Annotated in this window: 21 protein-coding genes; 9 read left to right on the top strand and 12 right to left on the bottom strand. The window is 73.7% G+C overall.

The features are described 5' to 3' along the window. Positions 1-42: 42 nt before the first annotated feature. Positions 43-1,179: an 8-amino-7-oxononanoate synthase gene (locus tag ACGF7U_RS08875; protein WP_393105276.1), complete on the bottom strand. Its 1,137-nt coding sequence runs from the start codon at positions 1,177-1,179 to the stop codon at positions 43-45. A gap of 156 nt (positions 1,180-1,335) precedes the next feature. On the opposite strand from ACGF7U_RS08875, the gene bioB reads away from it, so the two are divergent. The 3 genes from bioB to ACGF7U_RS08890 are packed head-to-tail and all read left to right on the top strand — an operon-like array spanning position 1,336 to position 3,076. Continuing rightward, entirely contained in the window at positions 1,336-2,331 is a 996-nt protein-coding gene (gene bioB / locus ACGF7U_RS08880) for a biotin synthase BioB (RefSeq protein ID WP_393104523.1), read from the top strand. 8 nt (positions 2,332-2,339) lie between these two features. Next, the gene (locus tag ACGF7U_RS08885; RefSeq protein WP_393104525.1) at positions 2,340-2,564 is read left to right on the top strand and encodes a hypothetical protein; all 225 of its coding nucleotides are present in this window, start codon (positions 2,340-2,342) and stop codon (positions 2,562-2,564) included. A gap of 5 nt (positions 2,565-2,569) precedes the next feature. Further along, on the top strand, positions 2,570-3,076 hold the full coding sequence (locus ACGF7U_RS08890) for a GNAT family N-acetyltransferase (protein ID WP_393104527.1): 507 nt from the start codon (positions 2,570-2,572) through the stop codon (positions 3,074-3,076). A gap of 79 nt (positions 3,077-3,155) precedes the next feature. On the opposite strand, the gene ACGF7U_RS08895 is transcribed toward ACGF7U_RS08890, so the two are convergent. Together ACGF7U_RS08895 and ACGF7U_RS08900 are read right to left on the bottom strand one after the other, a co-directional pair. After that, positions 3,156-3,686 (bottom strand): DUF488 family protein, encoded by a 531-nt coding sequence (locus ACGF7U_RS08895; RefSeq protein ID WP_393104529.1) that lies wholly within the window; start codon positions 3,684-3,686, stop codon positions 3,156-3,158. Positions 3,687-3,834: 148 nt separating this feature from the next. Further along, positions 3,835-6,714: a glycoside hydrolase family 9 protein gene (locus ACGF7U_RS08900; RefSeq protein ID WP_393104531.1), complete on the bottom strand. Its 2,880-nt coding sequence runs from the start codon at positions 6,712-6,714 to the stop codon at positions 3,835-3,837. Positions 6,715-7,127: 413 nt separating this feature from the next. On the opposite strand from ACGF7U_RS08900, the gene ACGF7U_RS08905 reads away from it, so the two are divergent. Continuing rightward, complete coding sequence (locus tag ACGF7U_RS08905; protein WP_393104533.1) at positions 7,128-7,913, top strand: LPXTG cell wall anchor domain-containing protein; 786 nt, start codon at positions 7,128-7,130, stop codon at positions 7,911-7,913. Here the strand turns inward: ACGF7U_RS08905 and ACGF7U_RS08910 are convergent. Beyond that, complete coding sequence (locus ACGF7U_RS08910) at positions 7,903-8,070, bottom strand: hypothetical protein (RefSeq protein WP_393104534.1); 168 nt, start codon at positions 8,068-8,070, stop codon at positions 7,903-7,905. The two genes, ACGF7U_RS08905 and ACGF7U_RS08910, sit on opposite strands and share 11 nt — an antisense overlap. Before the next feature lie 221 nt (positions 8,071-8,291). Here ACGF7U_RS08910 and ACGF7U_RS08915 point away from each other — a divergent pair, with 221 nt between their 5' ends. Then, positions 8,292-9,857: an aldehyde dehydrogenase family protein gene (locus ACGF7U_RS08915; protein WP_393104536.1), complete on the top strand. Its 1,566-nt coding sequence runs from the start codon at positions 8,292-8,294 to the stop codon at positions 9,855-9,857. 33 nt (positions 9,858-9,890) lie between these two features. Here the strand turns inward: ACGF7U_RS08915 and ACGF7U_RS08920 are convergent, their stop codons facing one another. Next, the gene (locus ACGF7U_RS08920) at positions 9,891-10,970 is read right to left on the bottom strand and encodes a GNAT family N-acetyltransferase (protein WP_393104538.1); all 1,080 of its coding nucleotides are present in this window, start codon (positions 10,968-10,970) and stop codon (positions 9,891-9,893) included. Between the two features lie 121 nt (positions 10,971-11,091). Then, the gene (locus tag ACGF7U_RS08925) at positions 11,092-11,796 is read right to left on the bottom strand and encodes an amino acid-binding protein (protein WP_393104540.1); all 705 of its coding nucleotides are present in this window, start codon (positions 11,794-11,796) and stop codon (positions 11,092-11,094) included. 149 nt (positions 11,797-11,945) lie between these two features. On the opposite strand from ACGF7U_RS08925, the gene ACGF7U_RS08930 reads away from it, so the two are divergent. Together ACGF7U_RS08930 and ACGF7U_RS08935 are read left to right on the top strand one after the other, a co-directional pair. Next, a complete protein-coding gene (locus ACGF7U_RS08930; protein ID WP_393104542.1) occupies positions 11,946-13,034 on the top strand; it encodes a phosphotransferase family protein in 1,089 nt (362 codons plus the stop codon). Then, entirely contained in the window at positions 13,034-14,248 is a 1,215-nt protein-coding gene (locus tag ACGF7U_RS08935; protein ID WP_393104544.1) for an acyl-CoA dehydrogenase family protein, read from the top strand. Before ACGF7U_RS08930 ends, ACGF7U_RS08935 begins: the two co-directional genes overlap by 1 nt. 771 nt (positions 14,249-15,019) lie before the next feature. Here the strand turns inward: ACGF7U_RS08935 and ACGF7U_RS08940 are convergent. The 6 genes from ACGF7U_RS08940 to ACGF7U_RS08965 form a co-directional block, all read right to left on the bottom strand. Next, a complete protein-coding gene (locus ACGF7U_RS08940; protein ID WP_393104546.1) occupies positions 15,020-16,066 on the bottom strand; it encodes a LacI family DNA-binding transcriptional regulator in 1,047 nt (348 codons plus the stop codon). Between the two features lie 85 nt (positions 16,067-16,151). After that, positions 16,152-17,585, bottom strand: coding sequence for a GH1 family beta-glucosidase (locus tag ACGF7U_RS08945; RefSeq protein WP_393104547.1), 1,434 nt, complete (start codon positions 17,583-17,585; stop codon positions 16,152-16,154). After that, positions 17,582-18,424, bottom strand: a complete 843-nt coding sequence (locus ACGF7U_RS08950) for a carbohydrate ABC transporter permease (protein WP_393104549.1) — start codon at positions 18,422-18,424, stop codon at positions 17,582-17,584. Before ACGF7U_RS08950 ends, ACGF7U_RS08945 begins: the two co-directional genes overlap by 4 nt. 11 nt (positions 18,425-18,435) lie before the next feature. Further along, positions 18,436-19,407, bottom strand: coding sequence for a carbohydrate ABC transporter permease (locus tag ACGF7U_RS08955; protein ID WP_393104551.1), 972 nt, complete (start codon positions 19,405-19,407; stop codon positions 18,436-18,438). Positions 19,408-19,554: 147 nt separating this feature from the next. Then, positions 19,555-20,847, bottom strand: coding sequence for an ABC transporter substrate-binding protein (locus ACGF7U_RS08960; protein WP_393104553.1), 1,293 nt, complete (start codon positions 20,845-20,847; stop codon positions 19,555-19,557). 476 nt (positions 20,848-21,323) lie between these two features. Further along, a complete protein-coding gene (locus ACGF7U_RS08965; protein WP_393104555.1) occupies positions 21,324-21,869 on the bottom strand; it encodes a plasmid pRiA4b ORF-3 family protein in 546 nt (181 codons plus the stop codon). 150 nt (positions 21,870-22,019) lie between these two features. On the opposite strand from ACGF7U_RS08965, the gene ACGF7U_RS08970 reads away from it, so the two are divergent. Both ACGF7U_RS08970 and ACGF7U_RS08975 read left to right on the top strand, forming a co-directional pair. Further along, complete coding sequence (locus ACGF7U_RS08970; protein WP_393104556.1) at positions 22,020-22,766, top strand: pyrimidine reductase family protein; 747 nt, start codon at positions 22,020-22,022, stop codon at positions 22,764-22,766. Between the two features lie 143 nt (positions 22,767-22,909). Further along, positions 22,910-24,664: an ATP-binding protein gene (locus ACGF7U_RS08975; protein ID WP_393104558.1), complete on the top strand. Its 1,755-nt coding sequence runs from the start codon at positions 22,910-22,912 to the stop codon at positions 24,662-24,664. Positions 24,665-24,691 lie beyond the last annotated feature (27 nt).

Genomic DNA, 24,691 nt, shown 5'->3' on the forward strand with positions numbered 1-24,691 from the left:
TTCGCGACTGCGGGGCCCGCAGAACCGGCTCACTCCCCGCGCTCACGGCGCACACTCCACGATGACCTCCAGGGCCCGCTCGAAGTCCCGCCGGGGCACTCCCGCGCCGATCGTCAGCCGCAGCCGGGACCGGCTGTCCGGGGTGGACGGCGGGCGGAAGCAGCCGACGGCCACCCCCCGGTCGCGGCAGTCGTCCGCCCACGCCGTCGCCGCCTCCGGCACCGGCGCGGTGACCGAGACGACCGCGCCGTCGGGGTCGGAGACGGTCAGCCCGGCGGCGGTCAGCCGGCGCACCGCGAGGGCGGCCCGCTCGGCCAGCTCGGCGCGCAGGTCGTCGCCGGCGCGGGCCAGCCCCACGGCGGCGTGCACGCCGGCGGCGACGGCCGGGGGCAGCGCGGTGTCGAAGATGAACGTCCGCCCGGTCTCCACCACGTGCCGGACGAACCCGGCCGGCCCGGCGACCACCCCGCCCGCGCCGCCGAGGGCCTTGGAGAGGGTTGCGGTGACCACCACGTCGGGCTGGCCGGCGAGACCGGCGGCGGCGACACCCCCGGCGCCCGCCGGGCCGGTCACCCCGAGGGCGTGCGCGTCGTCGACGAGCAGCAGCGCGCCGTGCTCCCGGGTGACGGCGTGCAGGCGGGCCAGCGGGGCGAGGTCGCCGTCGACGGAGAAGACCGACTCGGTGACGACCACCGCCGGCCGGCCGGGCGCGGCGGCGAGCGCCGCGGCCACCGCCGCCACGTCGGCGTGCGGGGTCACCACGGTCTCCGCGCCGGAGATCCGGCAGCCGTCGATCAGCGACGCGTGGTTGTGGGCGTCGGAGACGAGCAGCGTACGCGGCCGCACGAGCGCCCGGACCGCCCCGAGGTTGGCCAGGTAGCCGGAGGAGAAGACCAGCGCCCGGTCGGCGCCGAGCCAGTCGGCGAGGGCGTCCTCGAGCGCGTGGTGGGCGTCGGTGGAGCCGCGCACCAGCCGCGACCCGGTGGCCCCCAGCCCGTACGCGGACAGTGCCCGCGCCGCCGCGGCGGTGACCTCGGGGTGGCCGGACAGGCCGAGGTAGTCGTTGCCGGCCAGGTCGACCACGGCGTCGCCGGCGCCGCGGGGCGACAGCCGGCGGGTCAGTCCCGCCTTCGCGCGCAGCTCGGCGCGGCGGTCGAGCGCCGCCAGCCAGTCCGCCACCGTCACCCCCACGCCGCCTGCGCCGACCGTCGTCGACCGCTTCCGCCGGGCGAAATTACCACCCGCCCGTCCCGGCCCGGCGTGTCCACCCCGGCGCCGCGAGCCCCGACACGCGGGCCGTTCTCCCCGGCCGGGGGGCCTTGTAGGGTACGAGCCATGCCAGAGATCCTCGACCAGGCCCGAACCCAGGTGCTGGAGAACGGCGTCGGTCTCGACGAGGCCGGCGTCCTCGCCGTGCTGAACCTGCCCGACGAGCACCTGCCCGCCGCCCTCCAGCTCGCCCACGAGGTGCGGATGCGCTGGTGCGGCCCCGAGGTGGAGGTCGAGGGGATCGTCTCGCTGAAGACGGGCGGCTGCCCGGAGGACTGCCACTTCTGCTCGCAGTCCGGCCTGTTCACCTCGCCGGTGCGCTCGGTCTGGCTGGACATCCCCTCCCTGGTCGAGGCGGCGAAGCAGACCGCCGCGACCGGCGCGACCGAGTTCTGCATCGTCGCCGCGGTGCGCGGCCCGGACGCCCGGCTGATGAAGCAGATGCGCGAGGGCGTCGCCGCCATCAAGGCCGAGGTCGACATCCAGGTGGCGGCCTCGCTGGGCATGCTCAGCCAGGAGCAGGTCGACGAACTGGTCGACATGGGCGTGCACCGCTACAACCACAACCTGGAGACCTGCCGCTCCTACTTCCCGAACGTGGTCACCACGCACTCCTGGGAGGAGCGCTGGGAGACCCTGCGGATGGTCCGCGAGTCGGGCATGGAGGTCTGCTGCGGCGGCATCCTCGGCCTCGGCGAGACGGTGGAGCAGCGGGCCGAGTTCGCCGCGCAGCTCGCCGAGCTGGACCCGCACGAGGTCCCGCTCAACTTCCTCAACCCCCGCCCCGGCACCCCGCTGGGCGACCGGCCGGTGGTGGAGGGCAAGGACGCGCTGCGCGCCATCGCCGCCTTCCGGCTCGCGATGCCGCGCACCATCCTGCGGTACGCGGGCGGCCGGGAGATCACCCTCGGCGACCTGGGCACCCGCGACGGCCTGCTGGGCGGCATCAACGCGGTGATCGTCGGCAACTACCTGACCACCCTCGGGCGGCCGGCGACCGACGACCTGAAGCTGCTCGACGACCTGAAGATGCCGGTCAAGGCGCTCTCCGCGACGCTGTGAGCGCTCTGGTGACGACGGGTGACGCGGCGACGGCGGCCGGCAGCGCGACGCCGGCCACCTGGTGCGACCGCTGCGGCGAGGACGCGGCGGTCGGGTCGCACGACGGCTGCGCGGCGGCGCGGGTGCTGGAGCCGCCGCGCTTCTGCACGCGCTGCCGCCGCCGGATGAAGGTGCAGGTGCTGCCGGTCGGCTGGGCGGCGGTCTGCGTCGAGCACGGCGAGATCCGGGGCTGAGCGAGATGCTGCGCGGCCGGGCGGTGACCCTGCGACCGGCGACGGCCGGGGACGTGCCGGCGCTCGCCGCCATCCGGGCCACCCCGCAGGTGCGGCGCTGGTGGCGCGGTGGCGACGACCTCGCCGCCGCCGTGCGGGCGGACCTCGCCGACGACGACGTGTCGGTGTACGCGGTCGAGCACGACGGCCGGGTCGTCGGCGCGATCCAGTGGTACGCCGAGGACGACCCGGACTACCGGCACGCCAGCCTGGACGTCTTCCTCGACCCGGCGGTGCACGGCCGGGGGCTCGGGCCGGACGCTATCCGCACCCTGGTCCGGCACCTGGTCGAGGCGCACGGGCACCACCGGTTCACCATCGACCCGTCGGCGGCGAACAGCCCGGCCATCCGCAGCTACGCCAAGGTCGGCTTCCGCCCGGTGGGGGTGCTGCGCCGCTACGAGCGCGGCGAGGACGGGCGGTGGCACGACGGGCTGCTGATGGACCTGCTCGCGGACGAACTCACCGACTGACGCGACACGGGGACGATCCCGGCCCGTCGTCGCGCTCGGCTCCACCAGGTTCGCGTACGCCCTGCTGCTGGGCGGCGGGTCAGGCGTCCCAGACCAGGTCGCGCGGTCCCGAGCGGCGGGCGCCGGCGGCGGGGCGGTGTGGGGCGAGCCGGCCGTCGGGCATCAGGTGCCGCACCGGCACGTCACGGGCCAGCACGGCGACGTCGGCGATCAGCCGCCGGTGGCAGCGCCACCAGACGCTCTCGCTGCACATCACCGCCGTGCTCCGGGCCGCCGCGTCGGCCAGCACCTCGTCCAGCGCCGCCCGGAAGTCGGCGGTACGGGTGTACGCCGCGTACGCCCGGAACGCCGGCACGGTCCACCAGCTGTCCGGTTCGGGCTGGCCGGCGGGGACGTGCCGCCGCCCGCCGAGGCGCTGCTCCCAGCGGTAGTCGATCCCCGCCGCCGGCAGCCAGCGCTCCAGTTCCTCGCGGCGGACGTCCGGGTTGGTCCGGCTGGCCGGGAACCGCCGCACGTCCACGACCAGGCTCACCCCGGCCCCGCCGAGCAGCTCCCCCAGCCGCGCCCGGTCGGCCGCCCCGTGCCCCACCGTCACCAACGCACGCTCCACGGGGGAAGCATGCCCCCGTTTCCGGACGCCTACCCTGCGCGCCGCACCGCGAGATCCGCGCAACTTCGGGGAACGTGGCGCCTCCGGGTCTGGCGGGGCGGCACCTTCGGTGACGTTGCGCGGATCTCGGGGCGCGGGTGGTGGGTGGTCAGGGGGTGCAGGCCACGCCGTTGAGCGTGAACGCGGTCGGCCTCGGGTTCGAGCCGGTGTGGATGCCGTTGAAGCCGATGCTTGTCGACGCCCCCGACGCGAGCACCCCGTTGTAGGAGAGGTTCGTGGCGGTCACCGACGTGCCGGTCTGGCGGTACGTCGCCGCCCAGCCCTGCCCGACCTGCTGCCCGGTGGTGGGGAAGTCGAACGCGAGGGTCCAGCCGGTGACGGTGGCCGTGCCGGTGTTGGTGATGGTGATCGCCGCCGTGAAGCCGGTGCTCCAGTCGCTGGTGGTCCACGCGACAGCGCAGCCACCGGCGGCCGGCGGGTCTGCGGTGGTGACCGAGACCGGCGCGGAGGCGGCGGAGGTGTTGCCCGCCGCGTCGACGGCCACGACGTGGAACTGGTACGCGGTGGCCGCGGTCAGCCCGGTCACCGCGAGCGTGGTGCCGGTGGGCGACCCGACCAGCACGTCGGTGGCGCCTGCCTCGCGGTAGACCCGGTAGCCGGTGACGCCGACGTTGTCGGTCGACGCGGCCCAGTTCAGGGTGAGCCCGGTGGCGGTGACCGCCGAGGCGGTCGGCGTGCCGGGGCGGGACGGCGCGACGGTGTCGGGGCCCGGCGCGGCGGGGGTGCTCACCTCGGCCACGGGCGACGCGGCCGACCGGTTGCCGGCGCCGTCGCGGGCCCGGACCGTGAACCGGTACGTCCGCTCCGGCAGGAGCCCGGTCACGGCCAGGGAGTTGGTGCCGGCCGTGTGCAGGACGAGCGCGTCGCTGCCGACCTGGGCCTGGGTGACCTCGTAGCCGGCCAGCCCGCTGCCGCCGGCGTCGGTGGAGGCGGGCCAGGTCAGGGTCAGCCCGGTCGCGGTGACGGCCGAGGCGACGGGGGTGCCGGGAGTGGTCGGCGCGGTGGTGTCGGGGGTGGCCGGGCCGGGCTCCTCGCCCCAGACCCGGACGCCGCCCGAGTAGAGGGTGACCTTCCGGTTCGGCCCGGCCGCCGCCTGGTACGACGGGTCATTCGTCGGGTCCCAGCTGCCGCCCTCCGGTACGCCGATCTTGAACTGCACCTCCATCCGGTGCTGCGACTGGCCGGCGGGCGCGATGCTGTGCCCGGTGCAGTCCACCTCGACGTACCAGACGTCGCCGGCGTGCTGGCGGGCCGTGGACGGCGACGGGCAGCCCTGGGTGTAGCCGGGGGTGACCGTGACCGGGCCGGCGCCGTCGGGCCGGAAGTAGTAGCGGAACCTCCCGTCGGTCAGGGCGCGGGCCGGGAACGCGGACTTGTTGTAGACGATCGCCTTGAGGCCGGTGGCCCGCGGCTCGGCCTGCATCACCGTGGTCTCCACGGTCAGCTCGTCGATGTCCGGCGACTCGGCACGGGGGAAGCCGGCGAGCGGGGTGCCGCCGTACTCGCGGGCGAGCCGGGCCAGCGCGGAGGTGAAGCCGGCGTTGTAGTCGGTGGCGACCTCGTTCATGACGTAGTCCGACCGGCTGTCCGTGTAGGCGTCGTTGGCCGCCGACGGGCCGCCGACCAGCGCGCCGTACAGCACGTGCCGGGTCTCGGTCGGCACCTGCTGGCTGTCCCACCAGGAGCCGTGGGCGGTGCGGTGGTGCGGGTTGCGCGGGGGGTTGGCGCCGAATCCGATGACGTAGCTGGAGTTGCGGGGATTGTCGCCGAGCGCGTAGTTGATCTGCCGGACGGCGAAGTCGTGGTACCGGGCCTTGCGGGCGGCGTCGGTGGTCCTGTCGCTGTAGACCAGGGCGGCGAAGGCGGTGTTCGCGGCGTAGCGGAGCGCCCCCCACGAGTCGAGCACCGCCATCCCGCCGGGCGAGTACGGCACCCGCTGCCCGTTGACGCCGACGGTCCAGTAGTCGAGCCAGCGGTTGGCGTCGTCGACGTACTTCTGCTTGCCGGTGAGGTTGGCCAGCAGCACGTACGCCCCGAACTGCTTGTTGTCCCAGGCGATCGTCCACTTGTAGGAGCGCGTGCTGCTCTGGTTCTCGGTGCCGAGCTTGTCGTACTCGGCCTCGGCCTTGGCGAGGTAGGCGGGGTCGCCGGTGGCCCGGTGCAGCCAGATCGCGCCCCAGACCAGCTCGTCCTGCCAGCCGCTCCACGAGCGGTAGAAGCTGGTCGCGTCGGTGATGCACTCGTGGTAGCTCTTCCGCACGGTGTCGGCGAAGGTGTAGAGCTGCCTGGCGTGGCCGAGCAGCTTGTCCGCGTAGGCGGCGTCGGTGGGCCGGAAGACCATCGAGGAGGCGGCCATCGCCGCCGCCGTCTCCCCGGCCAGGTCCGCGCCGCCGCAGCTCGCGTCGATCTTGTACGCGGGCCGCGCCATCGGCAGCACCTCGGCCGGCCCCCACCACCGGTGGTCGTCGTCGCCCCTGCCGACCTGTCCGTAGAGGACGTTGGGCGCCGGGTGCGCCTTGACGAACCAGTCGTTGACGAAGCGCAGGTTGTTCAGCAGGTGCGGAAGTTGACCGGAGGCGACGTAGCCGTCGCGGTACTCGACGGCGCCCCAGGCGAGCATGGTGGCGCTGAACGCCATCGGGAAGCCGAACTTGACGTGGTCGCCGGCGTCGTACCACCCGCCGGTGAGGTCCACCCCGACGTCCGCCCCGTCGCTGAGCGCGGAGTCGCCGCGCCAGGAGACCCGGTTCCAGTCCGGCAGCCGGCCGGACTGCTGCGCCTCGTAGAAGAAGAGTGACTTCTGCAGCGCCTCGGCGTAGTTGAAGGCGGGCGCCGCGGCTGCGGGCGCGGCGCCCGCGGGTGCGGTGACCGCGAGGGCGAGCCCGGTCGCGAGGGCCGCGGCGGCGGCCAGCAGACGCCGCGGCCAGGGCTGGTCGCCGGGCCGGCGCGGTGGTGTCGGGTGGCGCATGACGGTGCTCCTGTCGGTGGCGTCGCCGGCGGCACCGGGAAGGGACGCGCCACGGCGTCGGGGCGGCCGCAGGGGCGTTCCGGGCCGCCGGCGGTGGTGGTGGGGGTGACCCGAGGAGCCGGGAGCGCTCCCATGGATAAGCGACAATGTAATGCCGGCGTCGCCCGTTTGTGAAGACCGGCCAGGATGGACCGACCGGGCACGGGCCCGTTGGCGCGCAGCGCCGCAGGAGCCGATCGCGTTACATCAACACGCCTGCGGAGAGTGATGAATTTCGGCTCGGGGCCGCTTGGCGCGCCGCGTCCTAGCAGCTCAAGCCGATCGCCCGATGTCCATGGCCGTCACGCACCGTGCGATCATGTGCTGTCCCCTCGATCAATTCCGGAGGAATCCTCATGGCACATCGTCGGCGCGTGGCGCGCACGGCCGTTTCCGCAGTCGCCGCCACGGCCTGTCTCGCGCTCGCCACCCCGGCCTGGGCATCGAGCACCATCCAGATCAACCCGGACCACAAGGAAGAGACCGCCGGCGGCTTCTCCGAGCAGGACTGCAACGACCCGCGATTCGCGGGCCGCCCGGCGGACCACGACGGCTGGCACTTCATCCTGCCCGGCGGCAAGGGCTCGGGCGGCTTCGAGACCCTCACGCTGACCTTCGACACCGGCAGCAGCGAGGTCACCGTCACGGTGCCGAACGCCGGTGACGCCTACCCCGACGCCCTCTACCCGGCGGGCAAGGACGAGGACCGGCTGATCCACGCCTACCTCTTCACGCCGGCCGGCTGGACCCTGCTGGACGGCAGCGCCGCCATCAGTGGCACCGCGGACAAGTTCAACCTGAGCCACACCTGCGGCGGCACCGCCCCGACGCAGTCTCCGTCCCCGTCGGCGACGGCCACCCCGTCGAGCACCCCGTCGGCCACCCCGTCGACCTCGACGTCGCCCTCGACGTCGGTGTCGCCGTCGGAGTCCGCCTCCCCGAGCGGGTCCGTCTCGCCGTCGGAGTCGGGCACCCCGTCGGTCACGCCGTCGGAGAGCACCGGCGGCGGCGGCAGCGGTGGCGGCGACGGGGACGAGGGCGGCCTGCCGCTGACCGGCGTGGCGACGACCAGCATCGCGCTGGGCGGCCTCGTCCTGATCGGCGGCGGCGCGCTGCTCATGCTGCGCCGGCGGCGCGACAACATCACCTTCACCAGCTGACCCCACTCAGCGCCCGACCGGCCGCCGGACACCTCGTCCGGCGGCCGGTCGCCTTCTCCGCCCGGCCGGTCGCCTTCTCCGCCCGGCCGGTCGCCTTCTCCGCCCGGCCGGTCGCCTTCTCCGCCCGGCCGGCCGCCGGTCGACGCCGCCCTGACATTCGTCACATCATCCAAGTTCATGGATCGCTCGCTCGCATAATGCCAGGTCAGGACCACTGTCGACGGGACTGCGGGCGCGGCCAGGCCGGCCGGGCGCGGGCGGGGCGTTCCGGCATACGAACGTACTGTTGCCGCGCCGCTTTCCGGCGCGCGACAGTACGCGACACCAGCGGTGCCATCGACGCCGCCGCTCCCCCGGTCCGACCCTGAGGAGATCGCGATGGCTCTACGACTCGCCGACGGCACCGCCTGGTCCGACACCCTCGCCCGTGCGGTGGCCGCCGCGCCGGAGGCGTTCGGCGCCCCGGTCGACGGCGTCACCACGCTGCACAACCTCGTGCGCGGCGACTGGCACGCGGTGGGCACGCCCAGCCCCGTCCGCACGCCGGTCGACAACACCGTGCTGGTCAACCTCCCCCGCCTCGACGCGGAGACCGCCCGCGTCGCGGTCGCGCACGCCGCCGCCGCACACCGGGCCTGGGCCGACACCCCGCTCGCCGAGCGCAAGGCCCGGGTCACCGACGCCCTCGACGCGCTCACCGCAAACCGCGACCTGCTCGCCCTGCTGCTGGTCTGGGAGATCGGCAAGCCGTGGCGGCTGGCGTGCGCGGACGTGGACCGGGCGCTGGACGGCGTCCGCTGGTACGTCGGCGAGATCGACCGGATGCTCGCCGACGGGCGTGAGCCGCTGCCCGGGCCGGTCAGCAACATCGCGTCGTGGAACTACCCGATGAGCGTGCTCGTGCACGCCGAGCTGGTGCAGCTCCTCGCCGGCAACGCGGTCATCGCCAAGACCCCGTCCCAGGGCGGGGCGGTCTGCCTCACCGTCGCGCACGCGCTGATGCGCCGGGCCGGGCTGCCCGCCACCCTGGTCTCCGGCGGCGGCGAGGAACTGTCCGAGGTCCTCGTCCGGGCACCGGAGATCGGCGCGGTGGCGTTCGTCGGCGGGCGCTCCAACGGCGGCAAGGTGGCCGCCGCGCTGCTCGACTCCGACAAGCGGCACTTCATCGAGCAGGAGGGCCTCAACGCCTGGGGCATCTGGAACTTCTCCCAGTGGGACCTGCTCGCCGGGCACCTCAAGAAGGGCTTCGAGTACGGCAAGCAGCGCTGCACCGCGTACCCGCGCTTCGTGGTCCAGCGGGACCTGGTCGACGAGTTCCTCGACATGTACCTGCCGGTCGTGCGCTCGGTCCGGTTCGGACACCCGCTCGCCGTCGACGACGACTGGACCGCCGGGGACCCGCTGCCCGAGCTGGACTTCGGCCCGCTGATCAGCGCCGCCAAGGCCGACGAGCTGCGCCGCAAGGTCGAAGAGGCGGTACGCGGTGGCGCGGTGCCGCTGCACCGGGGCAAGCTCGACGGGGCGCCGTTCCTCGACGGGCAGGACACCTCGGCGTACGTGGCGCCGTCGGTGCTGCTGGCCCCGCCCGGCCGGTCCCGACTGATGCACGCCGAGCCGTTCGGCCCGGTCGACACCATCGTCGTGGTGGACACCACCGACGAGCTGCTGGCCGCGATGAACGCCTCCAACGGCGCGCTGGTCGCCTCGCTGGCCTGCGACGACGAGGAGCTGGCCGGGAAGCTCGCGGTGGACCTTCAGGCGTTCAAGGTGGGCATTAACAAGCCGCGCTCCCGGGGCGACCGGGACGAGCCGTTCGGCGGCCGCGGCGCCTCCTGGAAGGGCGCGTTCGTCGGCGGCGACCTGCTGGTGCAGGCGGTCACCCAGGGCGGCGACGGCCGGCTCTACGGCAACTTCCCCGACTACAGCAGCTACCCGGCCACCTGAGCGGGTGGAAGGGCGGCGGGCGCCGGCGGACCGTCAGGAAGGAGCCCTCCGCAACAGGGCGCCCTTCCCCGCATCGCGGGTGTCGGCGGCGAGCGGGACGGTGAGGGTGAGCAGGGCGCCGTCCCGTTCGGCCGGGGCCGGGCGGCCGAGCCGCCGCAGGGTGCGCAGCATCGGTGCGTTCTCCGCCTGCACGTGCAGCACCAGGGCCGCGTACCCGGCCTGTTCGGCGTGCCGCACCAGCCGGCGCAGCAGGGCGGAGCCGAGCCCCCGCCGCTGCCAGTCGTCGCGGACCAGGAGCGCCACCTCCGCCTCGTCCCCCTCGGCGAGCAGGTTCGCCATCGCCACCACCGACTCCGTCGGCGCGCTGTCCCCGCCGGCCGTGGCGAGCAGGGTGAGGCCCCGGGCCGGTTCCAACAGCCGGCGCAGCCGGGTCGGCGACGGCACGGCCGCCCCGCCCAGGTAGCGGCGGTGCCGGCTGCGTGCCGAGCAGCCCTCGTGCAGCTCGACCACGCCGGGCAGGTCGTCGGCGGTCGCCGGCCGTACGGCCGCCTCGGCGCCGTCGGGCAGGACCAGGGTGACCTGCTCGGCGGCCCGGCGCGCGACGGTGGCCGACAGCTCCAGCAGGGCCTGCGCCCGGGCGAACTCGGCCGGGGTGAAGCCGGGCGCGGCCCGGCGCAGGGTGAACGCGCCTCCGTTCGGGTCGGCGAGCAGCATCGTGGTGTCGGTGATCCCGCCGCCGGCGCCGGCCGGCGCGGGCCGCCAGGTGACCGCGTCGGCGCCGAGCAGGGCGCGCAGCGCCTCCCCGGCCGCGTCCGGGTCCCGCACCAGCCGGTTGGCCAGGCCGAGCACCCGGGTGGGCTGGTCGGCCAGCCCGCGCGCCTCGCTGCGCGCGACCCAGCAGTCCCGCCCCCGCCCCCGCTCCACGGCGGCGACGAGGTCCGCCTCGTCGAGCGTGTCGGGGGCGTCGACCAGGAAGTCGTCGACCGCCCCCCGCTCGGTGGTGTGCACCTGCACGGCGAGGATGTTGACCCCGCGCAACGCCAGGCTGGCCGTGAGCACCGACAGGTAGCCCGGTCGGTCGTCCACGGTCGCCCGGATCCGCCACAGCGTCATGGTTGCCTCCCTTCCCCGTACGACCCTCGCCGGTCGCTGTTGCGGGCCGGTTGCCCCGGGGTGACGGCTCCGGTCCGGCCGGCGCGACCTGCGCCACACCGCCCCGCCGCGCGGACCGGTCTCACGGGTTCACCACGACCGGCGGGGCCCCGACCAGGTCGAGCCGGTCGCCGAGGATCACCGCGCTGGCCCGGACGAGTTGCGCCAGCCGGTCCACCTCGGTGGAGTGGAACGCCGCCGCGGCCGGCGTCCCGGCGCGCTCGCGGGCCACCACCAGCACCAGGCCGGCCCGGCCGAACGGCGCGACCGCGAAGTGCTCGCCGTCGGGCGCGGTCATCGCCCGGGCGCGCAGGGGGGTCACCTCCGGCAGCCGCGGCGGTACGGGGGCCCGCCAACTCGCCGGCCCGACGGTCGCCTCCCCGGCGGCGCCGCTCCGCGAGGCCCAGTCCACCGGCACCACCGCGGCGACGGCCCAGTCCGCGGCGAGCAGCCCCGGCACGGCGTCGACCAGGGTGGCCACCCCCTCGGCGGGGTTCGCCGCGACCTGGGCCAGCAGTTCGGCGTCCTGTCCGGTGGTGGTGGGCGCGCCGATCGCCCGCCACACCCCGTCCACCCGGACGCCGGGGATCGCGGCGAGCCCGGCCAGCAGCCGCTCGACCCGCGCCGCGCCCGGCCAGACCACGGTGAAGTCGTCCACGGCCCGCCCGCCGAGCCGCTCCAGCACGACCACCTGGACGATGTCCGCGCCGGAGACGCCCATGGTGCGGGCCACCTGGCCGAGCGTGCCCGGACGGTCCGGCAGGGTGACCCGAACTCGTAGCAACATGTCTGACCCTCCGCTCGGCGGGCCGGCACTGGTGGCCGGCAGGCTGGGCACCAGCCTGACCGGTGGCCGTTTCGCCCCTGTTGCAGCGTCATGTCCCGAGGGTCAAATCCGACCTTGACAACATGGCGGAGCTGCCATCAACTAATCGGATGACCGAGCCGGCCGTCGACGCGCACGGGTCGGGGAACGCTGCCGTTCCCCCCACCGCCCCCCGCGGGTTGGACCTCGACCGGCTCGCCGGCTACCTGGCGCGGCACCGGCCCGAGCTGGCCGGCGGGCCGCTGCGGGCCCGGCTGATCGCCGGCGGCAAGTCCAACCTGACCTACCTGCTGGACGCCGGCGGGCAGGAGGTCGTGTTGCGCCGCCCGCCACTCGGGCACGTGCTGGCCACCGCGCACGACATGGCCCGGGAATACCGGGTGATCTCCGCGCTGGCGCCGACCGACGTGCCGGTTCCCGGGGCGCTGCTGCTCTGCGCGGACCCCGAGGTGATCGGTGCGCCGTTCTACCTGATGGAACGGGTGCGCGGCGAGGTGTTCCGCACCCGCGCCCAGACCGATCCGCTCAGCGCCGGCCAGCGGCGGGAGCTGGCGATGGCGATGATGGACACGCTGGCCGCCCTGCACGCCGTCGAGCCGGCCTCGGTGGGGCTGGGTGACTTCGGCCGGCCGGAGGGCTACCTCGCCCGGCAGGTCCGCCGCTGGTCCGGCCAGCTCGACCGGTCCCGCAGCCGGCCGCTGCCCGGGATCGAGGAGCTGCGCGACCTGCTCGCCGCCACCGCGCCGGAGGGCGCCAACGCCGGCCGGATCGTGCACGGCGACTACCGGCTGGACAACCTCCTCGCCACCGTCGAGCCGGTGGCCGTCCGGGCGGTGCTCGACTGGGAGATGGCCACCCTCGGCGACCCGCTGGCCGACCTCGGTCTGCTGCTGACCTACTGGGACGTGCTCGGCGGGAGCGACTCGGCCGCCGGCAACCCGGTCGCCGACGGGCTCGGCCCGCGCGCCGGATTCCCCACCGGGTCCGAGCTCATCGAGCGGTACGCCGGGCGCGGCGACGTCGACGTGGGGCCGCTGCACTGGCACGTCGCGCTCGGCTGCTTCAAGCTCGCGGTGATCTGCGAGGGCATCCACTACCGGCACACGCTCGGGCAGACGCTCGGCGAGGGCTTCGACCGGATCGGCGACATGGTGGCACCGCTGGTCGAGCACGGGCTGACCGCCGCCGGGGAGCGGTGATGGACTTCGCGTACGACGCCCGCACGGAACAGCTGCGGGCCGAGCTGACCGAGTTCCTGGAGCAGCACGTCTACCCCGCCGAGCCGGTGCACGCCGAGCAGGTCGCCGCCGCCGGCGACCCGTGGGCCCGGCCGCCGGTGCTGGCCGAGCTGAAGGTCGAGGCGCGCAAGCGCGGCCTGTGGAACCTCTTCCTCCCCGACCCGCGCCACGGCGCCGGGCTGACCAACCTCCAGTACGCCCCGCTGGCCGAGCTGACCGGGCGCAGCCCGCACCTCGCGCCCGAGGCGGTCAACTGCGCCGCCCCGGACACGGGCAACATGGAGCTGCTCGCCGAGTTCGGCTCGCCGGAGCAGCAGGAGCGCTGGCTGCGTCCGCTGCTGGAGGGGGAGATCCGCTCGGCGTTCTGCATGACCGAGCCGGAGGTCGCCTCCTCGGACGCGACCAACATCGCCACCCGGATCACGCGGGACGGCGACCACTACGTGATCAACGGACGCAAGTGGTGGTCGTCGGGGGCGATGGACCCGCGCTGCGAGATCTTCATCGTGATGGGCAAGACCGACCCGGAGGCCGACCGGCACCGCCAGCAGAGCATGATCCTGGTGCCGCGCGACACCCCCGGCGTCACGGTCCGCCGGGGCATGACGGTGTTCGGCTACAGCGACGCCCCGCACGGCGGGCACGCCGAGATCGACTTCACCGACGTCCGGGTACCGGCGGAGAACCTGGTCGGGGCGGAGGGCACAGGATTCGCGATCGCCCAGGCCCGGCTCGGCCCCGGCCGGATCCACCACTGCATGCGGCTGGTCGGCATGGCGGAGCGGGCCCTGGAGCTGCTCTGCCGGCGGGCCACCGAGCGGGTGGCGTTCGGCCGGCCGCTCGCTGAGCAGGGCGTCGTCCGCGAGTGGATCGCCGAGTCGCGGGTGCGCATCGAGCAGGCCCGCCTGCTGGTGCTCAAGACCGCCTGGCTGATGGACACCGTGGGGAACAAGGGCGCGCACACCGAGATCCAGGCCATCAAGATCGCCACGCCGGCGATGGCCGAGTGGGTGATCGACAAGGCCATCCAGGCGTACGGCGGCGCCGGCGTCAGTCAGGACACCCCGCTGGCCGCCCTCTGGGCGCAGGCCCGCACCCTGCGCCTGGCCGACGGCCCGGACGAGGTGCACCGCGCCTCACTCGCCAGGCGCGAACTCCGCCGCTGGTCCGACTGACCACGAGGCAGGTGGCACGTCGGCGGGCCGGGCAGGCACCGACCAGACCCGCGCCAGCCGGTCCGGCCGGGCGGCATGGTGCCCCACCGACGCTGTCGAGCTGATGTCACAAACGACTCAACGACGGGTAACCCCCGCCCGGGCCTCCGGCGCCCCCGTCGCCGAACCGGCACGTCGCTGGTCGTCGGTCGACAGTCAGCGGTCGGCGGTCGGTCGGTCGGCGGTCGGTCGGCGGTCGGCGGTCGGTCGGTGGTCGGCGGTCGGTCGGCAGTCGGTCGGCGGTCGGTCGGCGGTCGGTCGGGATCGGCAGTCGGCGGTGAAGTCGTTAGCCGACCCCGTTCGACAGGCACGCCGAAGCGTCGCCGCCGGCGGCGATGATGTCGATAACGACTCAGCTCGACAGGCACACCGAGCGTCACCCGTCTGCCGGCGGCGACGCCGAAACGATCCAGCTCGACACGCACACCGAACCACCACCTACCCGCCGGCAGCGACGCCGCGCACCGAGACACCACCCACCCGTCGGCGGCGATGTCGAAAACGACTCAGCTCGACAGGCACACCGAGCGTTACCCGTCTGCCGGCGGCGACGCCGAAACGATCCAGCTCGACACGCACACCGAACCACCACCCACCCGTCGGCGGCGATGTCGAAAACGACTCAGCTCGACAGGCACTGCGAGCGTCACCGTCCGGGGCGGCTGCGGCGCGGCACGGGCCGGTGGCAGCGGCGGGCCGCACCCGGGGCGGGCGGTCGGCGGCGGGCCGGGGTCAGGCGGAGGCGCGTTCGACGAGCTGGGTGTCGAGGATGATGTGGGGGGACGGAAGCTCGTCGCCGCGGATGCGGGAGACCAGCAGGCGGGCCATCTGCCTGCCCATCTCCTCCACCGGCTGGAAGACCGTGGTCAGCGGCGGGTCGGACTGCCGGGCGATCGGGGCGTCGTCGAAGCCGACGACCGCGACGTCCTCCGGCACCCGCCGGCCCGCCTCGCGCAGCGCCCGCAGCGCCCCGAACGCCATCAGGTCGGAGGCGACGAAGACGGCGTCGAGGTCGGGGCAGACCTCCAGCAACCGACGCATCCCCGCCGCCCCGCTGCCCTCGCTGAAGTCCCCGTACGCGATCAGGTCGGGGTTGACCCCGCCCCCGGCGGCCCTGACCGCCTCCTTGTAGCCGGTCAACCGGCCCAGGCCGGCGCCCATGTCCTGCGGGCCGGCGATGGTGGCGATGCGCCGCCGCCCCCGGCCGGCCAGGTGTTCCACCGCCCGGCGGGCGCCGCCGATGTTGTCCACGTCGACGTAGTACGCGGGCTGCGCGCCCGGTTGCAGCATCCGGGCCGGCCGTCCGCCGAGCACGGTGGGCAGGCCGCGCTCCTCGAGCAGGGTGGGCAGCGGGTCGGAGTCGTGCAGCGACAGCAGCAGGACCCCGTCGACGTGCTGGTTGGTCAGGTGGTGCTCGACCCGCTCCCGCTCGATGGGCGACTGCACCATCGCCAGCCAGAGCTGCAGGGGCGTCTCCAGCAGCCCGGAGCTGACCCCCCGGACGATGCCGGCGAAGAACGGCTCGGTGAAGACCCGGTCGCCGGACTCGGACACCACCAGGGCGATCGAGTCGGTGCGCTGGGTCACCAGGGCGCGGGCGGCACGGTTCGGCACGTACCCCAGCTCGGCGATGGCCTGCTGCACCGCGGCGCGCGCCTCGGGGCTCACCTGCGGCGAGCCGTTGACCACGCGGGAGACCGTCCCGCGGCCGACGCCGGCGCGGGCGGCGACGGCGTCGAGGGTCGGGCGCCCGAGCGACCGGGTGCGCTGCGTTGTCATCGTCTGCTCCTCCGACGGCGGGCCGGCCCCGGCCCCACCCTGTGCGGGTGGCTGCCGGGGCCGCCCCTTGATGGCTGGCCCTCGCCTATTGTGCGGCCAGACCGTTGCGTCGGATCACCTCGGCGTACCACCTGGCGCTGGACTTGGGGATGCGAACCTGGCTGTCGTAGTCGACGTAGACCATCCCGAACCGCTTGGTGTAACCCCAGGCCCATTCGAAATTATCCATCAGCGACCAGGCGAAGTATCCGCGCAGGGGCACCCCGGCCCCGATCGCCTCGTGCGCGGCGCGCAGGTGGGCGTCGAAGTACGCCAGCCGGTCGACGTCGTCGACCTGCCCGTCGACCACCGAGTCCACGAAGGCGGAGCCGTTCTCGGTGACGTAGAGCGGCAGGTCCGTGTACTCCTCGTGCACCCGGCGCAGCGTCTCCACCAGGCCGGGGGCGTCGATCTCCCAGTCCATGTCGGTGACCGGGACGCCCCGGGTGACGAACCGGACGTCCTCGCTGCCCGGCCAGCAGGACGGCGAACGCCAGTACGGCTCCGGCTCGGCGCCCTCGACCGGCGCGGCGACCACGTGGCGGCTGTAGTAGTTGACGCCCACCAGGTCCAGCGGGGTGGCGATGGTCGCCAGGTCGCCGTCGCGCACGTGCCCGAAGTCGGTGACCCGGGCGAGGTCGGCCATCAGGTCCGCCGGGTACGCCCCGCGCAGCAGCGGGTCGAGGAAGAACCGGTTGGCCAGCCCGTCGATGCGGCGCGCGGCGTCGACGTCCGCGGGCGCGTCGCTGGCCGGCGTGACCGGGTAGAGGTTGACGGTCACCCCGACCTCGGCGGTCGGCCGGGCCGCCCGCAGCGCCTGCACGGCGAGGCCGTGGCCCAGCATCAGGTGGTGCCCGGCCCGGACGGCGTCCGCCCCGTCGGAGCGGCCCGGCGCGTGCACGCCGGAGCCGTAGCCGAGGAACGCCGAGCACCACGGCTCGTTGAGCGTGGTCCAGTAGCGCACCCGGTCGCCGAGCGCGTCGGCGACCAGGGTGGTGTATTCGGCGAACCGCGAGGCGGTGTCCCGGGCCGGCCAGCCGCCGGCGTCCTCCAGCGGCTGCGGCAGATCCCAGTGGTAGAGGGTGAGCCACGGCTCGATCCCGTGCGCCAGCAGCTCGTCCACCAGCCGCGAGTAGAAGTCGAGCCCTTCGGCGTTGGCCGGGCCGGAGCCGCCGGGCTGCACGCGCGGCCAGGACACCGAGAACCGGTACGACTTCAGGCCCAGCTCGGCCATCAGCGCGACGTCCGCGTCGAGGCGGTGGTAGTGGTCGCAGGCCACGTCGCCGGTGTGCCCGGCGACCACCCGGCCGGGGGTGTGGCTGAAGGTGTCCCAGATCGACGCGGTCCGGCCGCCCTCCGTCGCCGCACCCTCGATCTGGTACGCGGCGGTCGCCGCGCCCCAGAGGAAGCCCGGCGGGAAGGTCAACGGCGGACGGTCGTCGAGGACGCCGACGGCGGGTGGGGTGGCGGGGTTGCTCACGACTTGACGGCACCTTCCATGATCCCGCCAACGATCTGGCGGCCGAACACGATGAACACGATGACCAACGGTAGGGTGCCGACCGCGGTGGCGGCGAACACCTGCGAGTAGTCGGTGTAGTAGGCGTAGGACAGGAGCGCCAGCGAGACCTGCAGCGTCGGGTTCTCCGACGTGAGCACCGCGTACGGCCACAGGAACGAGTTCCAGGTCTCCATGAACGTGAGCAGGCCGAGCACGGCGGCGGCGGGGCGCAGCGCGGGCAGCACGATGTTCCAGTAGATCCGGAAGGTGCTCGCCCCGTCCATCCGGCCCGCCTCGATCAGCTCGTCGGAGACGGCCTGGGTCGCGTACTGCCGCATCATGAACACGCCGAACGCGCTGACCAGGAACGGCACGGTCACCGCGTAGAGGGTGTCGAACCAGTTGAGGTCCTGGATCATGCCCCACAGCGGGATGAGCCCGAGCTGGGTCGGGATCATCATCGTGACGATGATGGTCAGCAGCAGGGCGTTGCGGCCCCGGAAGCGCAGCTTGGCGAAGGCGAAGCCGGCCAGCGAGCCGGTGATCACCACGGAGACCGTCACGACGCCGGAGACGATCACCGAGTTGAGCAGGCCGGTGAGGAAGTTCGCCGCTTCGTTGTCGAGTACCCGGCCGAAGTTGTCGCCGAACGACCCGGCCGGCGTGACCGGCGGCGGGACGTCGTTGATCGAGTCCAGGCTGCGGGTGGCGATGACCACCATGTAGTAGAACGGGTAGATCGAGAAGAGCGCCGCCAGGACGAGCGCGACGTAGGTCAGCGGGCTGGTGCGCCACAGGCGCCGGGAGGCCGAGTTCATCTGGGCGTTCCTCACTTCACCGTACGGCGGACGAGCAGGAAGTTGATCCCCGAGACGAGGGCGATCATCAGGAACATCGCCCAGGCGACCGCGGCGCCGTAGCCGGCGGTGTTGAGGTTCTCGATGCCCAGCTCGTACATGTACATGGCCAGGGTCTGGAACTCGCGCTGGTCGCCGCCGATGATGTTGCCGTTGGCGAAGACCAGCGGCTCGGTGAAGAGCTGGAGCCCGCCGATCGTGGAGAGGATCACCACGAAGACGAAGGTGGGCGTGAGCATCGGCAGGGTGATCCGCCAGAACTGTTTCCACTGGTTGGCGCCGTCGAGCGCCGCCGCCTCGTACAGGTCGCGCGGGATGGCCTGCATGCCGGCGAGCAGGATCAGGGTGTTGTAGCCGGTCCACCGCCAGTTGACCATGGAGGCGATGGCGGTCCAGGAGCTCCAGCGCTCGGCGTCCCAGTCGACCGGGTCGACCCCGACGAAACCGAGCAGCCAGTTGATCACGCCGAAGTCGCGCTGGAAGAGCATGCCGAAGACGATCGCCACGGCGGCCACCGAGACCACGTTCGGCATGAAGATCGCCATCCGGAAGAACGTGCGCGCGCGCAGGAAGGTGCGGTTGAGCAGGCTCGCCAGGAACAGGGCGAGCAGCAACTGCGGGATGGTCGACAGCAGGAAGATGCCGAACGTGTTGAGCGTGGCATTCCAGAAGTAGTCGTCCTTGACCAGGGCGACGTAGTTGTCGAACCCGACGAAGCTGTGGTCGCCGATCAGGTTCCAGTCGTGCAGGGACATCCACGCGGTCCGCAGCATCGGGTAGAGCCCGAAGATGCCGAAGATCACGAAGAACGGCGCGATGTACAGGTACGGCGAGTACTTCAGGTCCAGGCGGGTCAGCGAGTGCGACCGGGACCGGCGCCGGGAGTGCGGGCGGGGTGGCGGTGCGGCGGGCGACGGCGGCGCCGTCGTGGCCGAGAGGCTCATGCGGGGTCCTTTCCCGGCGTCGGCACGGGCGCGCGCCGACGCCCAGGCGCTCTTACGCGGACGGCGCCGATGGCGTCCGGGGGCGAAACGGGACGGCGCCGGTGGCGTCCGGGTGTCGACCCGGACGCCACCTGGCGACGAGGTGGGTCAGAAGGCGCCCTGCGTCTTGGCGTCCTTGGTGAACTGCTCCCAGGCCTTGTCCTTCGTGGCCTGCCCCTGTTCGTACGAGCGCAGCGCCGGCTCGAACGCGTTCTCCTTCACCGCCTGGTGCTTCGGGCCGAGGTGCAGCGGCTGGATCTTGGCGACGCTGTCACCGAAGATCTTGCCGGTCGGCGCGTTGTTGAAGTACTCGTTGGTGTAGCCGAGGAACTCCGGGTTCTTCAGCGCCTCCAGGCTGGTCGGCAGCGGGCCCTTGAGCTTGAACGCCGCCACCTGGCTCTGCGCGTTGGTCAGGTACTCGGCGAGCTTCGCCGCCTCCTTCTGGTGCTTGCTCTGCGTCGGCACGCCGAGCCAGGAGCCACCCCAGTTGCCGGCCCCGCCCGGCACCGGGGCGACGTCCCACTTGCCCTTGTTCTCGGGGCCGGAGTTGTCCGCGACGATGCCGAGCATCCAGGACGGGCAGAAGGTGGCCGCGAAGGTGCCCTGCTTGAAGCCGGCCGACCACTCCGGCGACCAGGTGGCCGTCTCGGCGGTGATGTTGGCGTCCGCCATCGCGATCGCGGTGTCCCAGGAGGTCTTCACCGCCGCGCTCTTGTCGGCGACGACGTTGTCGTCCTTGTCGTAGAACAGGTCGCCGCCCTGCTGGAACATCACGGCGCTGGCGGCGGTGGTGACCGAGTCGAGCAGGCCCTTGCCGGTGGCGGCGCGGTACTTCTTGCCGGTGTCGATGAAGGCGTTCCAGTCCGGCCAGAGCGCGGCCACCTGGTCGCGCTCGACCGGCAGCTTGGCGGCCTGGAAGAGGTCGCGCCGGTAGCAGACGGCGAGGCTGCCGACGTCGGTCGGCAGGCCGATCAGCCGGCCGTCCGGCGCCTTGCCCAGCTCGTACTTCCAGGGCAGGTAGTCCTTGCTGTGGTCGGCGACCAGCGGGGCGAGGTCGACCCAGTTCGCCGGGTTGGCCTTGAACTCGTTGAGGATGCCCTCTTCGAGGGCGACCACGTCGGCCGCGCCCTTGCCGGTGGCCAGCGCCCGGACGATCTTCGGCCGGTACTCGTTGAGCTGGGCGATCTTGCGCAGCTCGACCTTGATGCCCGTGTCCTTCTCGTACTGCTTGATGATCTCGTCGTAGCCGAACTCGCCGAACGTGTCGACGACCAGCTTGGCCGGCTTCTCGCCGGCCGCCGGCGCGTCGTCGTCGTTGCCGCAGGCCGCGAGGCCGCCGAGGGCGGTGATCGCGGCCAGGGCGGCGGCCGCCATGCGGGTACGCCGCGTGGTGAGGCTCATCCTGACCCCTCTTTCGGTGGTGAGGCTTCTGTCGGGTGTGGTGGGGGGTGCCGTGCGCGCCGCCGACGCCGGGCGGACCGGCGGTGGGCGGCCGGAGCGGGCGCGGGTGAGCCGTGCCACGTTCTCGGGAGCGCTCCCATGAGATTGCCGGCGGGTGTCAGGGGTGTCAATAGGACTATGGGAGCGTTCCCAGATCGTTACCGCCGAGGCGTTTGAGCAGTGTCGGGGTGCCGACTGGCCCGCTGACCGGCACCGCGCCAGGGGTGCCGGCAGCGGCCGAATCGGTTCAGCGACCGGGGTCGACGACGCCGGGCCGGTCACCGGCGCGCGGACGCGGGCGGGGACTCCGGCTGCCGAAGCGGTTCAGCGGGACGTGCGGGCCGAGCCGCGGCGGCGGAGGCGGAGGCGGCCCAGCGGGGTGACCGACCGGCGGCGCCAGCAGAACCGGCCCGGCGGGATGCGGGGACCGGCCGGCGTCAGCAGAACCGGCGCAGCAGGGTGCCGGCCCGGCCGGCGTCGAAGGCGGCCGGGTCGAAGCCCGCGCCCACCCAGTCCCGCATCGACCGGTGCTCGGGGTGGCCCGGATCGGCCAGCGCGGCCAGCAGGGCCTGGTAGCCGACCGGGCCGCCGACGTCCTCCGGCGGGCACGCCCGCTCGCCGTCCGGACAGGAGGGGTAGCGCTCGTCCGGGTCGGCGGTGAAGGCGTCCTCCACCACCAGGTCGTGCTCCCACCAGTCGCCGAAGTCGTAGGTGTAGTGGAACCGGCTGCCCTTGCCGACCACCGCGTCGAGCCGGACGTCCAGCTCGTCGTGCAGGGCCAGTTCGCCGTCGGCGTCGGGCTCGCCGTACTGCCGGCCCTCGATCTCGAACGAGTGCAGGTGGCAGTCCCGCCAGCCCATGGCGTGCTGCACCACCCGGTGCAGCCGGTCCAGCGTGTAGCCGCCCGGGACGAGCACCCGGCGCCAGACGGGCGGCCGGACCCCGGCCAGGGAAATCTTCAGCTGGAAGATCTGACGCGGCATGCTGTCCCATCCTTCCTCGGCATAGGCTGCGAGCATGATCTGCCGAGCGTGCCGGGCGAGGCGGCACGACGACTGTCCGGGCCGGAACTGGTGCGACTGCCAGCACCGTACCCCCCGACCCACCCCTCCGGTCACCGGTCCGGCCGGCGAATGAGCGTCGGAGTCCCGATTTCGGCGCTCTGGCCGGACCCGTCGCCGCGGCCCCTGGACGACACCGCGCTCGCGGCGCGCTACGGTCGCGCGGACCGCCCCCACCTGCGGGTGAACTTCGTGACCAGCGTCGACGGCGCGGTCTCCGTCGACGGCTACTCCGCCGGGCTCTCCGGCGAGCCGGACAAGCGGGTCTTCGGCCTGCTGCGGATGCTCTGCGACGCGCTGGTCGTGGCCGCCGGCACGTTGCGGCACGAGGGCTACCGCGCGGTCCGGCTCGACGAACGGCGCCGGGCCTGGCGCCGCGCGCACGGCCTGCCGGAGTACCCGACCCTCGTCGTCGTCTCCGACTCGCTCGACCTCGACCCGGCGCAGGCCGCGTTCGCCGACGCACCGGTGCGGCCCGTGGTGCTCACCCGGGCCGGGGCGGCGGCGCCGACCGGCCTGACCGACGTCGCCGACGTGGTGCGCTGCGGCGACGACCGGGTGGACCTCGCCGAGGGCCTGGCCGAGCTGCGCCGCCGCGGCCTCGACCAACTGCTCTGCGAGGGCGGCCCGCGGCTGTTCGGCGCGCTCACCGCCGCCGACCTGGTGGACGAGGTCTGCCTCACCGTCGCCCCGCTGCTCGCCGGCGCGGGTCCGGGGCGGATCACCGCCGGGGACGCCAGCGCGGTGCGCCACCTGCCGTTGCGGCACGTGCTCGCCGCGGCCGACGGCGTCCTCATGCTCCGCTACGCCCGCGACTGAGCGTGGTCGGTCGGGCACGCTGCGGCGGGTGACCGGCGGGGCGGCGTGGCGTCCGCCGCGTCGCGTGGCAACGTGTCGTACTCCTGCGGCAGGATGCACCACGTGTGCCCCGACCGCGACGACCAGCCGACCGGAGTTGCCCGATGACTGACGACGGGTTCGACGGCCCGGGCGAGGAGGTCGGCCGGGTGCTGGGCACGGCCGACGCCACCCCGCTGCAGTTCTGGACCGCGGTCTCCCCCGGCAGCTACCTCCAGCTCGACGACGTCGTGGTGACCCGCCGGGAGCTGCCCGACCGCGAGCCGGTGACGATCGCCGGGGTGGTCACCCAGGTGCGCGCCCGGCACGAGGGCGCCCAGTTCGACTCCGACGTCTTCGCCATCGCCGACGGCACGCTGCCCGCCCAGGTGCAGGAGGCCGCCGAGATCACCACCACCCGGGTCGACCCGGAGCTCTACGTGCCGCCGTCGCCGGGCGCGGTGGTGCACCGGGCCGAGGGCGACGCCCGGGCCCGGGCGCTGCACTTCGACCGGATGGAGCGGCGGATCCCGATGGGGATGGGCCGCGACGGGGTGCCGGTCTACCTCAACGCCGACTTCCTCGACGGCAGCCGGGGCGCGCACGTGTCGATCTCCGGCATCTCCGGTGTCGCCACGAAGACGAGCTTCGCCACCTTCCTGCTCTACTCGGTCTTCCGCTCCGGGGTGCTCGGCGGCGACGCCGTCAACGCCAAGGCGCTCATCTTCAACGTCAAGGGCGAGGACCTGCTCTTCCTCGACCACCCCAACACCCGGCTCGACGACGCCACCCGGGCCGCGTACGCGAAGCTCGGCCTGACCGCCGGCGCGTTCCCCGACGTGCGGGTCTACGCCCCGCCGCGGGTCGGCGACTCCTCCGGCACGCCCGACGTGAGCAGCCGCCTCACCGGGGTGGACAGCTTCTACTGGACGCTGACCGAGTTCTGCGCCGACCGCCTGCTGCCCTACGTCTTCGCCGACGCCGACGACGAGCGCCAGCAGTACACGATGGTCGTGCACTCGGTCGCCGCGCACCTGGCCCGGCACGCCCAGCCCGCCGACGGCGGGGTGAGCATCGACGGGGTGCGGCTCGGTTCGTACGCCGACCTGGTCGACCACGTCGTCGAGCAGCTCAACGACGACGAGACCCGCTCCGACTGGGCCGGCAGCGCGGTCGGGCTGGGCACGGTCAACGCGTTCGCCCGGCGGTTGATCGGCAGCAAGAAGGACCTGTCCCGGCTGATCCGGGGCGACCTGGCCACCCGCCGCCCGCACTCGATCAACACCGCCGAGAGCGCCCAGGTCACGGTGGTCGACCTGCACAACCTGCCGGACCGCGCGCAGCGGTTCGTGGTCGGCGTGACCCTCAAGAGCGAGTTCGAGCGCAAGGAGAAGTCCGGCACCGCCAAGCCGCTGCTCTTCGTGGTGCTCGACGAGCTCAACAAGTACGCCCCCCGTGAGGGCTCCTCCCCCATCAAGGAGGTGCTGCTCGACATCGCCGAGCGGGGCCGCTCGCTCGGGGTGATCCTGGTCGGCGCCCAGCAGACGGCGAGCGAGGTGGAGCGCCGGATCGTCACCAACTCGGCGATCCGCGTGGTGGGCCGGCTCGACCCGGCCGAGGCGTCCCGCCCGGAGTACGGCTTCCTGCCGCCCGCCCAGCGGCAGCGCGCCCTGCTGGCCAAGCCCGGCACGATGTTCGTCAACCAGCCCGACATCCCGGTGCCGCTCTGCCTGGAGTTCCCGTTCCCGGCCTGGGCCACCCGCGTCTCCGAGGCCGGCCGGGCGCCGTCGGAGACGCTGCGGTCGATCACCCAGTCCGTCGACCCGTTCGCGGTCGTCGGCTCCGGTGGCGGCACCTCCGACGACGACATCCCCTTCTGAGGGCGGACCGGTGAGCGCGAGGAGTGA

This window comes from Micromonospora sp. NPDC047670, from assembly GCF_043204915.1.
Taxonomy (GTDB): Bacteria; Actinomycetota; Actinomycetes; order Mycobacteriales; family Micromonosporaceae; genus Micromonospora.